This is a genomic window from Leptolyngbya sp. FACHB-321, assembly GCF_014695975.1.
In the GTDB taxonomy this organism is placed as follows: domain Bacteria; phylum Cyanobacteriota; class Cyanobacteriia; order Leptolyngbyales; family Leptolyngbyaceae; genus Stenomitos.
In genome coordinates this window covers 1-14139 of record NZ_JACJPI010000078.1, presented here as the reverse complement: position 1 = coordinate 14139, position 14139 = coordinate 1, and the positions used below count along the sequence as shown (strand labels likewise).

Genomic DNA, 14139 nt, shown 5'->3' with positions numbered 1-14139 from the left:
TCAGCACTCCTAGCATAATGCTGTGTTAGAGGCAGTACTTTCTTGCGGTCAAGTGTATTGCTTACCGTTCAGAAGCGTGATGAATAATTGGCTTTTAGCGCAGCTTACTTAGCACACTGCTGCCGACAAAATACTTGCCAATACCAGCACAACGTTCAGTGCGAAACGGTTAGCTTTTTATGCTGCCAGATTATCACTCAGATTAGTCAAGTGATCTCAATCACCCCCGTAGCGGGGTTGGATCACTTGCTTCATCAAGCAAGCATTAGAGAATTTAGACAGAGTTCCTGCCACTCACTATGAAAAGAACAGCCATGATCCGGCACTTGGTCGAAAAAGCACTTTATTTCAAACGGTTGACTCCTGACATTGAAAATGAGATCAACTATGAACTCACTCGTTTAGGTTACATTTCAGATGTTGATTTTGAAGCACTTGAACTGCTGATGTCTGAGATGGATGCTGGACGAATTAAGCTCGTCCCCAGCACTTAAACGATCGCCGTCTGGAGCGGTGTTTTTGGTTGCTCATTTCGATGTCAGTTTTCCTACTGACTGGCACATTTTCTAGTCTGCCTAGCTAATGGTGTTGGTTCTGCCAAAGCCAACTTGAAGTTCGATCGCCCGTGTGATGCAGAGTAAAAGGCACCAAGCGGAACATATGCTTACGAGCACCGTAACAAACAACTTAATAGTGTCGCTTCAACAGTTGATCGATACGGCTTAAAATTAATGGTACCCTTCACTACAGCTTGAACGATCGTCAGCCCAGAGCTATTTCGATTTACGCTGCTTTAGGTATATTAACGACAAATCTATAGAAAAGCTCTTAAGTTCTGGCTAAAGGACACGCCTTAACCCGATTCCGTATAAGATGCTGACACCTGCTGACGCTAATCGCTTGCTGACAGTATGCTTATAAATCAATCAACTCGAACCCACCGCTTACCTGCTTTTGTCTCTAGCGATCGTGCTGCTTTAGCGCTCAGATTCATCATCAGTTGTTTCGGTATGGCAACCGTCTTTATCAGCCACTCAGCGAGTGCCGAAACGTTGCCTGGGAAATCCGCACCACAGCTTACAAAAACGCCTGTCACAATGCCTGTGGCTACGATCCCAGTTGCCAAGAAGCTTTTGGGGCAATGGTTGACAAAGGAGCCACTGGAGGGTGATACAGTGATGTTTGTCTTTGCGCCAGAGGGTAAGCTGTACATTCTTTCGGGCACGTCTGCGTCAGGAAATGCGATCGCCAACCAAGTACAATATCGCCTCGACGACAAACCTCAACCCATGCATCTGGATGTCATTTTGGCAGCAGAGACAACGGTTGAAACCCTGTTTGAGTTTACAGCCGATGGCGATTTGCGTGTACAGATGTTGGACACCCGACCTGGCAAGCTGCGTCCTAAGGAGCTGAACGACAACGCCACGCTTTTTCAGAAAATTTCTGACGATACGACCCCGCCCCCTGGCAGCGAGTTGAAGAAATCTTCAGCAAAATGAGACTGCTACATGAGTTTAGAGCCAGTGACCAATCACGTTACGCCTACACCTAGCCTTGTCGCTCCTGAAGTGGCAAGCAATTCGCTTCAGAATGCCTCACTGTTAAAATTGGGTGTGATGGCATCGGGAAGTGGCAGTAACTTTGAGGCGATCGCCCAAGCCATTGCCGATCAGCAGCTTCACGCGCAGGTAAACGTACTGCTTTACAACAATCCTGGTGCAAAGGCGGCGGCTAGAGCCGATCGTTGGGGTATTCCTGCTGTGCTGCTCAATCATCGCGAGTTTGAGAGCCGAGAAGCACTGGATGAAGCGATCGTCGAAACGCTTCGACAGCACGATGTAGAATGGGTCATCATGGCAGGCTGGATGCGGATTGTTACGCCTGTTTTGATCAACGCCTTTCCCAGACGCATTTTGAACATTCATCCCAGTCTACTCCCCAGCTTTAAGGGCAACCGCGCTGTGGAGCAAGCGCTGGCAGCAGGGGTGAAAATCACAGGTTGCACAGTGCATCTAGTCGTGCCCGAAGTGGACAGCGGCGACATTATTATGCAGGCAGCGGTGCCTATACTCCCCAATGACACGCTCGAAACGCTGCACGATCGTATTCATACGCAGGAATATCGTATTTTCCCCAAAGCGATCGCCCTGGCAGCCCAGGTTCAACCGCCTTCAAACGCTTAATGTAGCGATTACCTTAAATGCAGGGTTGACCGCTCATTTTTGGGCTACCTGTCGCCACTCTTCAACCACAAATGGCGGCACGGGTAGTTCGATCGGCTGTCCCTGCACGGGCACTGTCAACCGCAGTGGTGTGGTTGAGTTTAACTCACGCATCACCTCAAGTAGGTCATACTCTGCAACATTTGAGGTGTCCGTAACAGGCGGAGTTTCTGGTGCTAACCAGATGCGTTCTGTTCCAGTGGTAATTTTTAATGGATGAGGATGCTCTAACGCTGCCCTGCCTGGAAAGCCTACTAGCCGTAGATGCAAACTTTGCGTTAATCCACCTTGCACCCGCTTGTAAAGCACCACCTGCCACGTCTGATTCGTGCGATCGCGCAATGTTTGCAGCGATCGATACATTACGCTGTCACTGCTTTCTGGGTACGTATGCACAGATGCTAAGCCGTCCGATGCTCCAACGACCAGAAAGAGCATGAGAAGCGCGCCAATTAACCAGATCTTTTTCAATGGCGTGTTGTTGCTAAATGAATCGATCGTTTAGCGAATCGTGACTTGCAGCCTGTAACTGGCATTTCCCCGCGTTGAACCTACCACAATTTGGTAGTCTCCTGTTTCCGGTAGGGTGTTAGTCCAGCTAAAGGCTTCTTGCTTCAACGTCCGTTGCTGCCCCGCTTGATTGACGGGGGCGACTACATCAAAAACGGCATTGTCCTCTAGCGACACGATTCTAATGCTCATTTTTTGCCCTTTGCGGGCACTGAGGAGATAGCGATCACGGGTTCCACTCACAACGCTGTCTTTGATCGTGGCAGAACTTGCACCCGGTGCAAACCGCACTCGTCGGAGGCGCGATTGTTGAGCCACCAGCTTTGGCGCTTGAGATGTGTTCTGTAACGTTACAGGAGTCGTGTGTAAGTTAGCGGCTGTCACGGTCGTCAGTGGAAGAACAGCAGCACTCACGGCAACTAACGGCAGTGCTAACCGGAAAAACCATCGTTGAGAGTGGATTGACATGGGTGGACGGTACTCAAGATAAACGCTATGGAACCATTTCGGGTTGCTTCGGTGGTGCTGCTTCGGGCTGCTTCGGTAGTGCTTCCTCAGCAGGCAAACCCAAGACATCTCGATAGAGCTTGACGTATTCGATCGCGGATTTGTCCCAGCTAAAGTTCGCTGCCATCCCACGCTGTTGCAGCTTGCGCCATGCGTCTTTGAAGCGGAAGCCTTCCCATGCCCGTACCATGCCTGTATAAAGGTCTAGCGGCTCATAGCGATCGAACGCGTAGCCTGTCCCTTTGTCGTTAGCAGGATCATGCGGCTCTACAGTATCGACTAAGCCACCAGTGCGACGGACGATCGGCACACAGCCATACCGCAACGACAGCATTTGACTGATGCCGCACGGCTCAAACCGAGATGGCATGAGAAACGCATCACTGCCTGCATAAATGCGTCTTGACAATGCTTCGTTGAACAGCAGGTAAACGGACATTCGCCCTGGATAGCGAGAGGCTAGCTGCCACATTTGGGTCTCGTAGTAGCGATCGCCCGTGCCCAACAGCACAAATTGCGAATCGGTATACGCCATGAAGCGATCCAGTACTTGCAGCACCAGATCTAACCCTTTTTGCTCCACAAGCCGCGTCACCATACCGATCAGAAAGGCACCCGAATTCACCTCCAGCCCTACTTCCTCTTGCAGTGCGATCTTGTTGGCTTTGCGTTGATCAAGTGTGTCGGCTGTGAAGGTCTGTGTCAGGCTTTTGTCGATCGCCGGATCGTACGCTTCTGTATCAATCCCGTTGACAATGCCAGATAGCTTGCCGCTAATAAACGACAGCAGCCCTTCCAGCGATTCGCCGTAGGCAGCCGTCTGAATCTGTGCTGCGTAGGTGGGTGACACCGTATTAACGCGATTCGCAAACTGCACGGCGGCTGCCATTGTGTTGTGCCCCTGCATATACCACGGGCACCAGGTCATCTGCTCCAGCTTCCAGCGCCAGGGTCCCTGATACGCCAGATTGTGAATCGTAAACACGGTCGAAATATCGGGCGACTGGTGCATCCATACAGGAATCATGCCTGTATGCCAATCGTGGCAGTGTATGATTTCAGGCTTCCAATAATTCCAGGCAAACTCAGCCGCTCCGTTGGCAAATAGTGTGAACCGCCACTCTTCCATGTCGCCAGCATAGATGTGTCGTGGCAAGAATGAGGGATGCCCAAACAGGTATAGCGGTACATCTGTCCCTGGCAGCACCGCTTCGTACACATCAAAGCTCTGAAACATTGCGTTTCCTGACCAGACTGGCTCTTTGGGCACCGTCATTTTGTCAGGTAGAAAGCCGTAGTAAGGCAAAAAGATACGGACATCGTGTCCCATCTGACGCAGCACTTTAGGGAGTGCCCCAACTACGTCTCCCATGCCACCGACTTTTGCGATCGGAGCCGCTTCGGCAGCAACAAACAAAATTCGCATAGTAAGCCTCAGTTCCCTTCAATGTCTGCATCAGGTCTTGCTCAAACGCTACCAGCTTTCTGCTCCTAACGGGTAACTTGATTTGATTTGCAACCGTTAATCCTTCGTTAGCTTCTGACTTTAGACTCCATGCTGTCGCCTGACGGCTTCACAGAGTTTAAGAACTTATTAAAAGATCGGAGTAATGCAAATTCTCTAGGTAGCTTGATAGTCAAGATACCTCCTAACTGCGTCTCTAGCCCTATTCGGTTTGCCAGCTTTGGTGAATCAGTGGGGCTTTTATTTCGCTGACTCCTTCAGCGCGAGCGCGTGATCTCGATCGTGATTGCGCCACCAAAATCTGGAATCGGCGCGGCAGGTTTATGCAAACGCACCCGCACTTGCTGGATGAGGGCAGCCTGACTGGACGTTGCTGGATGCAGAATGGCATCGGCGATCGCAGTTGCTAACCGCTCTAACAATGCAAATTTTGCCGTTTTCACAAGCGTCTGCACTGTGGCAATAACCGTGCGGTAGTCCAGTGTGTCATCCAGGCGATCGCTCTGCCCAGCCGTCGTCAGATCTAACCACAGCGTCAGCTCCACCTCAAACCACTGTCCCAAAATTTGCTCTTCTGGCAGCGCCCCTGTGTAGCCATAACAGCGAATGCCGCTTAGTTGAATGCTATCCATGCATTTAATATCGTCAAATTTAACTTGTTGCTGGCGGCTTAGAGCTGAACGAACTTCTTCCAGCTATCGTACGCGATCGAGCATTTAATCACTCTGCCTCTACTTCCTTAGGTTTGTCAGCAGCCTGACCTCTCTAAGCTACAAGTCCCAAGCTACAAGCCTTTAGTGAAAACCTCTAAGAAAAATCTCCTAAGTAGTTGACAGATCCGTTTTCTTTTGAGATATTAAAGATCGTCTGATTTCGCGGGTGTGGCTCAGTGGTAGAGCGTCACCTTGCCAAGGTGAATGTCGCGCGTTCGAATCGCGTCACCCGCTTAAGTTACGGTTATTAGTGGATTCTTGCAGGAGAGTCCATTAGTAAACTCTCTTATTGATGTTGCTTGTGCGCTTTTAGTCTGGTTTTACCAGTGTTTGAAGCTAATCTTGATGAAATTGCTCTACCCATAATTTCTAGACCAAGTTAGGTAGATGAGTTGAAACGTAAGCGATCGTCATGGCTAGCAACCTCTTTCCTGGCTTACTAAGCAAGACGTTGATGCGTGTCTGAAGGCGGATTCAGATTAGGGGCAAGAATGGTAATATTTGCGTTAAGCAGTTAATGCCGCTCATACCGTTTGGTGATGACAGTAGGAATGAACTGAATCTGGGTGCTTTATCAGCGGGCACAAGTACAGCCCGAAGAGTTCGTACTGTTGTAGCTTGGACACTTACCTAATCTTTGCCAGAAGTTTTTTTGCTGCCTGTGCAACCTCAAAAAGCTCAAAAGATAGATCTAGCTCAAAGCTACCCCTGTCCGTGTCGTCGTCGGGGGCAACTCACTCAGATTGCTTTGACCGAAGCGTTTGGGTGTAACCGCTGTCAGCAAATTTTTGTTGTCGATGAAGGTGGTTATGTCCTGGAAGAGCTTTCGACTAGCTATCGCTACAAGCGCACATGGCGTTGGAACGGACATCAATGGCAGGGTGCGTCGTCTGGCTTTGGCGACAGCTACTTGTCGATCGCGCTTGGTATTGTGCTAACGATGTTGATCATCGGGTTGCTGCTGGCGCTTGGTTCTCCAGGCAATTCTGGACCAATGTTTTGGGTGATAGTGCTGCTACTGTTGGCGTTACTCCCTGCACTGATGGTTTTGCTAGCTTATAGACGTTAGCTCAATGACAACTGACTCTTTTAGCCCCTCTCCTGATCCCGTTACTGCTGTCCACCGTGCCCATCGAGCGTCTGTGGACATGGCGACGACAAAAGGGGCAGTGCGAAGCTACGCTGTGCAGGCAATGGCTCAGGCGCTGAAGCAGCAGCAGGATGATATTCTCGATGCCAATACGCTAGATCTAGAAGCTAGCCGTGAGATGGCAGTACCGGATTTGATTTTAGAATGGCTTAAACTAACGCCAGAGCGGCTTCAAGCAGCGATACAGATTTTACAGCGCTTAAGTGAGTTACCCGATCCGATTGGTCGTGTGATGAATGCAACCTACCAGGTTGCTCACTGCCAAACTTACTCGCAGTTGATGCCGCTCGGCGTGATTGTGCTGATCTACGAAGCGTTTCCAGAGCTTGCTGCGATCGCTGCCGGACTTTGTGCCAAAACAGGCAATAGTTTGATTCTTAAGGGTGGTAGCGAAGCCAGCAATTCTAATCTGGTGATTGCCCAGGCGCTACATGGGGCGATCGAACGGGCTGGCTTACCAGATGGCTGTTTTCAAGCATTGCCCTCTGACCAGGGCACATCAGTGCGTGAGCTGATTGCTCAAGACCAATACATCAATTTGGTCATTCCCTATGGGCGACCTAATTTAGTGCAGCAAATTGTACGCCAAGCGGCTGCGCCTGTGCTGAAGTCGGCAATGGGCAATTGCTACCTTTACTGGTCGCCATCTGGGAGCCTGGATGCCGTACGTTGGATGATTCTCGACAGCCATCAAAGCGAGCCAGATCCAGTTAATGCGATCGAAAAAGTCTTGATTCACCGCAATCAAAACCCCTCTTCTCTCATCATGTTATGGAACAGCCTGAGAGAAAAGGGGTTTGAAGTGAGAGGCGATGCTGAGCTAAGCGAGGAGTTTCCTGAACTCCGGTTTAGCGAAGAAACCGAATGGCGACAAGCCTACCTAGCAAAAGTCGTTGCCTTCAAAGTTGTAGACAACATAGAAGCCGCGATCGCCTGGATTAACCTTTACAGCAGCGGTCATGCCGACTGTTTAGTAACGGAGTCTTATCAAGAAAGTCGACAATTTGCGCTGGGGGTGAACAGTGCCTCGACCTACATTAACGCCTCGCCCAGGTTCTCCCGCAACCCCAACCGAGGTGACTCGATTTTTCTGGGGATGTCTAACCAGAAAGGTCAGCGACGCGGGTTAATTAGCTTAGAGACACTGACAACCATTAAACATATTGTGCAAGGCACAGGGCAATTCTAAACAGAAAGTATAAAGGCTAAAAGGTTGTTCCCTTTAGCCTCTGCTTTGATCTTTCCTTACTCTTTCCCTGCCAGTTTTACCTTTGTCGCTAACCCCAAAGTTTGTAGAAGCTGAATTGTCATCCAAGTGATGTCAATTTCCCACCACTGCAAGCCATGACGGGCAGAGTGTTGAAACGCATGATGATTGTTGTGCCAGCCTTCACCATAGGTCAGCAAGGCAACCCACCAGCAGTTAGTTGAGCGATCGCCCGACTCATAGGTACGGTAGCCGAACTGATGCGTGGCGCTGTTAACCAGCCAGGTGCAATGGAAGACGGCAACCAGGCGCACAAAAACGCCCCAAACCACAAATGGCCAGCCACCTAGAAAGTAAAGACCCAGACCTAACAGTACCTGCAAGGGAATAAATTGCTTGTTTAAAAATTGGTAAAATGGGTCATCATGCAGATCTTTGGTAAAGCGATCGACTTGAGAACGGCAAGGAATTTCGCGCAACATCCAGCCCATATGGCTCCACCAAAAACCACGATTAGAGTCATGGGGATCAGCGGTTTGATCAGAATGCAAGTGATGGAGCCGGTGCATTCCTACCCAATCAATTACTCCCCCCTCACAGGCTAACGTGCCGCAGAAGGCAAGAAAATACTCTAGCCATTTAGGTGCTTGAAAGCTGCGGTGGGTGAGCAAGCGATGAAAGCCTAAAGTAATGCCTAATCCGCCCGTTACCCAATGCAAAAATACTGCAACACCAAGCGCCGCCCAGCTAAAGTTTGCTGGTATGAGGGCAAAAAGTGCGCCTCCATGCACGATCACCATGAAGAGAATCACGGGCAAGTCAAAGGTCGATTTTTTAGAAGTTGCAACAGTCATTCATTCATCTCAATGTAGATTATGGTGCCAATCTGTACGGCAATCGGTTTCGCTCATCTTTAGAGGGGTGAACTCAAGCTGAGACTACGTAATTTACGTCGATGCTTCAGAAAACACCTAGCGTATTCTAGAAAATAATGAGACATCTATGAGCAGCTTTCATCTTTCAAGCGAAGGAGACCAAGCACTATCCCTGATTTTTTCTGGAATTGACACGCAGGTCAAGGAAAATTTACGGCGGGTGCTGGCTGCCTTTCGCAATCACCGAGTGGGCACGCATCACTTTAGTAGTGTGTCAGGGTATGGTCATGATGACTTGGGACGACAGGTACTCGATCAGGTGTTTGCCGAAATCGTCGGTGCAGAAGCGGCAGCAGTGCGCGTGCAGTTTGTCTCAGGCACCCATGCGATCGCCTGTGCTCTGTATGGCACCCTTCGTCCTGGTGACGAACTATTAGCTGTCGCAGGTTCCCCTTACGACACGCTGGAAGAAGTGATTGGTGTACGGGGGGAGAATCAAGGTTCCCTTGCAGAGTTTGGCATTCGCTATCGAGAACTGGCGCTGACTGAATTAGGCACAATCGATTGGCATGCATTAGAGTCTGCTATCAAGCCAGAGACACGGATGGTCTTAATCCAACGCTCCTGTGGCTACTCGTGGCGCTCTAGCTTGGCGATCGCTGACATTGAAAAAATTATCCAAATTGTTAAGCGGCAAAACCCTAACACTGTTTGCTTTGTCGATAACTGCTACGGTGAATTCGTTACTGATCGAGAGCCAACCGCAGTTGGAGCCGATTTGATGGCAGGCTCGTTGATTAAAAATCCTGGCGGTACGATCGTGACCGCTGGTGGCTATGTAGCAGGACGCGCTGATCTCGTTGAAGCAGCAACCTGTCGTCTGACCGCTCCCGGTATTGGCAGTGCTGGAGGCGCGACCTTCGACCAAAATCGACTGCTGTTTCAGGGGCTATTTCTTGCGCCGCAAATGGTGGGCGAAGCCATGAAGGGCAATCATCTGACTGCTACTGTTTTCGATCGCTTAGGCTATCCAGTTAACCCTCTCCCGCAAGCCCCTCGCCGAGACGTAATCCAGGCAGTCCAGCTTGGGTCGCCAGAAAAACTCATTGCTTTCTGCCGTGCTATTCAGCAACACTCTCCGATCGGCTCTTATCTTGACCCTGTACCTGCTGCAATGCCGGGTTACGAGAGCCAACTAGTTATGGCAGGGGGCACTTTTATTGACGGTAGCACTTCAGAGTTTTCTGCTGATGGTCCTTTACGAGAACCGTATACGGTCTTTTGCCAGGGCGGTACTCATTGGACGCATGTTTCAATTGCGCTAGAAGCGGCGATCGAGGCGATCGGACACGCTTAAGTGAGTTGTCAGTAGCTGCATTAATACCAGTACATTTAACTTGTAACTTGAAGTTGATGCTAGACGAGCTGTCTATAAGCGCTTTCAAGTACGTGGATAGAATTAAACTGAGCAGACTGAACGCTGAAAGTTAACGGCTCATACTAATGGCTACAGATTTCCCGACAACAGCTTTTAGAGATTATTCGTTTGATGAGGTCTTCTACTTAGATCGATTCTGGCTAGTATCGCAGTCATCGTTTTCATTGACTAGAACTAGACAGGCTCATTGCAGGATAAAGAATGAGCGGAAAAAGATTTGTTGTCCTCCAAGCTAAATGAATTGACCTAACTAAGAGGCTGTATTGAAGAGATGGATAGCATCACAATGATTCCACTTCTCCTGAAAAAGCGAAGGTGCCGTTAGCATAGTTTTTCTTGAAAGAGTTAAAAAAACTGTAAATTGTTCTTGAGAACCTTCATCCACTCGTTGATTCCGATTGAATCTTTGTCCGAAAATTAAGGATGAACGAACAAAATTAGGAACTTTCAGCGAACGCAAGAATGGATGATGCAGCGGTCAATTATCCAGGATTTGGGTGCTATAGCGTCCAAAATCAAGTTAGAATCACAGACTAATTCGTACTGGTAGCACACGCTAACCGTTACTAAAGCTGAAACATAGCCACAAGCAATTTCGTCCTAAGTTCCCCTGATTAAAGCACTCATTCGTTAGTCACTGCCATGTTAGCAACTCCTCGTTCGGCTCACGCTCTTGCTCCGGGTCTGCTGCGAAGGGTGCATCATATTGCCTTCAACGTGAGCGAGATGCAGGCATCTCGCCACTTTTATGGCGCGTTTTTGGGGCTGCATGAATTGACAGGTGACGAAGTACCCAGCACGCTCAAAGCGTTAGTAGCTGAAGGTAAGGTTGCTAACTTTGTCACCCCTGATGGGACAGTCATCGATTTGTTTTGGGAACCAGCTTTAGCACCGCCGAGCGCAGACCCGCAGCAACAGTTTACCCGTGCCAGCCATCTCGCGTTTGATGTCGCGCCAGAGGCGTTTGATCAGGTAGTGGACACGCTGCAACAGAGTCAGGTGCTCATTGAGCATGGTCCTGTCACACGTCCAACGGGGCGCGGAATCTACTTTTATGATCCAGATGGATTTTTGCTAGAGATTCGCTGCAATCCCTAGCACGTATGCCTAGAGGCGCGGTGCTTCAGTGGAGCCACTTCGTGAACGCACAAATTTATCCAGTCGCTCCATGCCCCGATTGATGGTATCCATATCAGTGGCATAGGATAGCCGAATACAGTCATCTGCACCGAAGGCAATGCCAGGAATCAAAGCGACCTGCTGTTCTTCCAAGAGCGCGTCGCAAAATTCTAGAGAGGTCATACCAGTCTTTGCAATGCTTGGAAACAGATAAAAGGCACCATCAGGTTTAGCACAGCTTAAGCCCGGAATCGCGTTGATGCGATCGAACATCGCTTGACGGCGTTCAGCGAAGGCAACTCGCATGGTCTCAACACAGGCTTGAGAACTTTCTAAAGCTGCAATTGCCCCCCATTGGGCAAACGTACAAACATTAGACGTACTGTGCCCTTGAATCCGCGTTGCAGCTCGAATAATCTCTACAGGACCCGCTAGCCAACCCACACGCCAGCCCGTCATTGAGTAAGCTTTGGCAAAGCCACTGCTAACCAAAGTCCGCTCATAGATTTCTGGACTGCAGGTACCGATACTGACGTGCTGGGTACCGTCGTAGACAAGTTTTTCGTAAATTTCGTCCGAGACAACAAGGAGATCGTTGTTAACGATTACCTCAGCCAAAGCTGCTAACTCTGCTGACGTATAAACCATCCCGGTTGGGTTAGAGGGCGAATTAATGATAAAAAGCTTTGTCTTGGGTGTGATCGCCTGCTGAAGTTGGGCTGGCGTAATCTTAAACTGGCTTTTCTCGTCGGTCGGCACAATGACAGGAGTGCCGCCAGCCAGTTTTACCATTTCGGGATAGCTCACCCAATAGGGTGCTGGAATAATCACCTCGTCGCCAGCATCAATAATCGTCAGCATCAGATTAAACAGAGAATGCTTGCCGCCATTCGTGACAATCACATTCTCAGCACCGTAGCAAAGCCCGTTATCGTTCTGTAGCTTCTGAGCGATCGCTTCTCTTAGTTTTGGTTCACCTGCCGCTGCGCCATAACGAGTTTTACCAGCATCGAGCGCTTGCTTTGCTGCTTCTACAATGTGGGCAGGTGTGGCAAAGTCGGGTTCTCCAGCACTGAAACTACAAATATCAACCCCATCTGCCTTCAGTGCCTTCGCTTTAGCATCGATCGCCAGAGTTAATGAAGGAGTAACCTGCTCAACTCGCTTTGCCAGTTTCATGCTACTTTCAGAGCCTTTGTTGCCGTATGTTTCTACTGTAATTACGTTCAGAATACCCTAGTTGTTAAAGACTGCGCATGGTTTTTAGCTGTTTGTCAGTCAACCACCATCAAACTAAAAGGCTCCTGCGGTGAAGCAGAAGCCTTATTAGTGACCGATTTATGCAACCGAAGCTTGAGCTTGAGTACTAATCAAGGTCAGGCATTGCCAATACCGGTTCAGACTCGCGATCGATCCCCTTCTCAAAGCCAGCCACTGCTGCACGAGCGCGACCTGCGTGCCAGAGATGACCCACCAGGAAGAAGAAGCCCATGACGAAGTGGAAACAAGCCAACCACGAACGAGGAGAAACATAGTTAAACGAGTTAATCTCCGTCGCCACACCACCCACTGAGTTCAATGAACCAAGGGGCGCGTGAGTCATGTACTCAGCTGCCCGACGTGCTTGCCAGGGCTGAATGTCGTACTTGATCTTGTTCAAATCAAGCCCGTTAGGACCACGCAGAGGCTCCAACCAGGGACCTTGGAAATCCCAGAAGCGCATCGTCTCACCACCGAAAATAATTTCGCCAGTCGGAGAGCGCATCAAGTACTTACCCAGACCCGTAGGACCTTGCGCCGATGCCACATTTGCACCCAGACGTTGGTCACGAATCAAGAACGTAAGCGCCTGAGCCTGCGATGCCTCTGGGCCTGTAGGACCATAGAACTCGCTAGGATACGCCGTGTTGTTAAACCACACGAAGCAAGCAGCAATAAAGCCCATGAAAGACAATGCACCAAGGCTGTAGGAGAGGTAAGCTTCACCCGACCAGATCAGCGCACGACGCGCCCAGCCAAAGGGCTTGGTCACAATGTGCCAAATGCCGCCTGAAATCAGAAGAAGACCTAGCCAGATATGACCACCAACAATGTCTTCCAGGTTGTTGACACTCACAATCCAGCCATCGCCACCAAACGGCGACTTCAGCAGATAGCCAAAGATGATTGCTGGGTTAAGCGTCGGGTTTGTAACCACGCGCACATCACCACCACCGGGTGCCCAAGTGTCATACAGACCACCGAAGAACATTGCTTTTGCCACCAACAGGAACGCACCAAGTCCAAGGAGGATCAGGTGAATACCGATGATCGTGGTCATTTTGTTCTTATCTTTCCAGTCGTAGCCGAAGAAAGAAGAGTAACCTTCCAGCACTTCAGGACCACGAACCGCGTGATAAATACCACCAAAACCAAGTACAGCAGAAGAGATTAAGTGGAGAACACCAACAACGAAGTAAGGAAAGATATCAATTACTTCGCCACCAGGACCCACACCCCAACCTTGGCTAGCCAGGTGAGGCAGCAAGATCAAACCTTGCTCGTACATAGGCTTTTCTGGAATGAAATGAGCCACTTCAAACAGGGTCATAGCACCTGCCCAGAAAACAATCAAACCTTGGTGAGCAACGTGAGCGCCCAACAGCTTACCGGACAAATTAATCAGGCGAGCATTACCCGACCACCAGGCAAATCCAGAAGATTCCTGGTCGCGGTTGCTGCCACCAACAAAGTTATTAGAGAGCGTTACCACGTGGGAGTACCTCTTCGGGGAAGCTAAAGTTTTCATGAGGCTGGTCTTGAGGTGCCATCCACGCACGGATGCCCTCATTCAGCAGAATGTTCTTGGTGTAAAACGTCTCAAACTCCGGGTCTTCCGCTGCACGCAACTCTTGCGACACAAAGTCATACGCCCGCAGGTTCAACGCTAA

15 protein-coding genes and 1 tRNA gene are annotated in these 14139 nt (G+C 49.7%); 8 read left to right on the top strand and 8 right to left on the bottom strand.

Annotation, left to right across the window (positions count from 1 at the left end):
• The first annotated feature begins 299 nt into the window (after nt 1-299).
• The 3 genes from H6F76_RS22780 (at nt 300) to purN (ending at nt 2186) form a co-directional block, all read left to right on the top strand.
• Nucleotides 300-494: a hypothetical protein gene (locus tag H6F76_RS22780; protein WP_190511738.1), complete on the top strand. Its 195-nt coding sequence runs from the start codon at nt 300-302 to the stop codon at nt 492-494.
• 417 nt (nt 495-911) lie between these two features.
• Nucleotides 912-1502, top strand: coding sequence for a hypothetical protein (locus H6F76_RS22775; RefSeq protein ID WP_190511736.1), 591 nt, complete (start codon nt 912-914; stop codon nt 1500-1502).
• Nucleotides 1503-1511: 9 nt separating this feature from the next.
• A complete protein-coding gene (purN, locus tag H6F76_RS22770; RefSeq protein WP_190511734.1) occupies nt 1512-2186 on the top strand; it encodes a phosphoribosylglycinamide formyltransferase in 675 nt (224 codons plus the stop codon).
• 33 nt (nt 2187-2219) lie between these two features.
• On the opposite strand, the gene H6F76_RS22765 is transcribed toward purN, so the two are convergent.
• The 4 genes from H6F76_RS22765 to folB all read right to left on the bottom strand — a co-directional run bounded on the left by H6F76_RS22765 (nt 2220) and on the right by folB (nt 5339).
• Nucleotides 2220-2663: a DUF3122 domain-containing protein gene (locus H6F76_RS22765; protein WP_190511732.1), complete on the bottom strand. Its 444-nt coding sequence runs from the start codon at nt 2661-2663 to the stop codon at nt 2220-2222.
• A gap of 63 nt (nt 2664-2726) precedes the next feature.
• Nucleotides 2727-3203, bottom strand: a complete 477-nt coding sequence (locus H6F76_RS22760) for a hypothetical protein (protein ID WP_190511730.1) — start codon at nt 3201-3203, stop codon at nt 2727-2729.
• 25 nt (nt 3204-3228) lie between these two features.
• The gene (gene glgA / locus H6F76_RS22755; protein ID WP_190511728.1) at nt 3229-4668 is read right to left on the bottom strand and encodes a glycogen synthase GlgA; all 1440 of its coding nucleotides are present in this window, start codon (nt 4666-4668) and stop codon (nt 3229-3231) included.
• A 296-nt stretch (nt 4669-4964) separates the two neighbouring features.
• A complete protein-coding gene (gene folB, locus H6F76_RS22750) occupies nt 4965-5339 on the bottom strand; it encodes a dihydroneopterin aldolase (protein ID WP_190448687.1) in 375 nt (124 codons plus the stop codon).
• A 243-nt stretch (nt 5340-5582) separates the two neighbouring features.
• Between folB and H6F76_RS22745 the strand changes: the two genes are divergently transcribed.
• From H6F76_RS22745 to H6F76_RS22735, 3 genes are all read left to right on the top strand, one after another.
• A tRNA-Gly gene (locus H6F76_RS22745) sits at nt 5583-5654 on the top strand.
• 427 nt (nt 5655-6081) lie between these two features.
• Nucleotides 6082-6489: a hypothetical protein gene (locus H6F76_RS22740; RefSeq protein WP_190448686.1), complete on the top strand. Its 408-nt coding sequence runs from the start codon at nt 6082-6084 to the stop codon at nt 6487-6489.
• 4 nt (nt 6490-6493) lie between these two features.
• Entirely contained in the window at nt 6494-7759 is a 1266-nt protein-coding gene (locus tag H6F76_RS22735) for a glutamate-5-semialdehyde dehydrogenase (RefSeq protein WP_190448685.1), read from the top strand.
• Between the two features lie 56 nt (nt 7760-7815).
• Here the strand turns inward: H6F76_RS22735 and H6F76_RS22730 are convergent, their stop codons facing one another.
• The gene (locus H6F76_RS22730) at nt 7816-8631 is read right to left on the bottom strand and encodes a fatty acid desaturase (protein WP_190448684.1); all 816 of its coding nucleotides are present in this window, start codon (nt 8629-8631) and stop codon (nt 7816-7818) included.
• A 148-nt stretch (nt 8632-8779) separates the two neighbouring features.
• Here H6F76_RS22730 and H6F76_RS22725 point away from each other — a divergent pair, with 148 nt between their 5' ends.
• A complete protein-coding gene (locus H6F76_RS22725) occupies nt 8780-10009 on the top strand; it encodes a methionine gamma-lyase family protein (RefSeq protein ID WP_190511726.1) in 1230 nt (409 codons plus the stop codon).
• 723 nt (nt 10010-10732) lie between these two features.
• Nucleotides 10733-11188, top strand: coding sequence for a VOC family protein (locus tag H6F76_RS22720; RefSeq protein WP_190511723.1), 456 nt, complete (start codon nt 10733-10735; stop codon nt 11186-11188).
• A 9-nt stretch (nt 11189-11197) separates the two neighbouring features.
• Here the strand turns inward: H6F76_RS22720 and H6F76_RS22715 are convergent, their stop codons facing one another.
• From H6F76_RS22715 to H6F76_RS22705, 3 genes are all read right to left on the bottom strand, one after another.
• Nucleotides 11198-12388, bottom strand: a complete 1191-nt coding sequence (locus tag H6F76_RS22715) for a pyridoxal phosphate-dependent aminotransferase (RefSeq protein ID WP_190511721.1) — start codon at nt 12386-12388, stop codon at nt 11198-11200.
• Nucleotides 12389-12575: 187 nt separating this feature from the next.
• Nucleotides 12576-13961 carry a photosystem II reaction center protein CP43 gene (gene psbC, locus H6F76_RS22710; protein ID WP_190511719.1) on the bottom strand — a complete coding sequence of 462 codons (1386 nt, stop codon included), beginning with the start codon at nt 13959-13961 and terminating at the stop codon, nt 12576-12578.
• Nucleotides 13945-14139 (bottom strand): photosystem II protein D2 (locus H6F76_RS22705; protein WP_190507582.1); only part of this gene is annotated, 195 nt, incomplete at its 5' end. The genes psbC and H6F76_RS22705, both read right to left, overlap by 17 nt.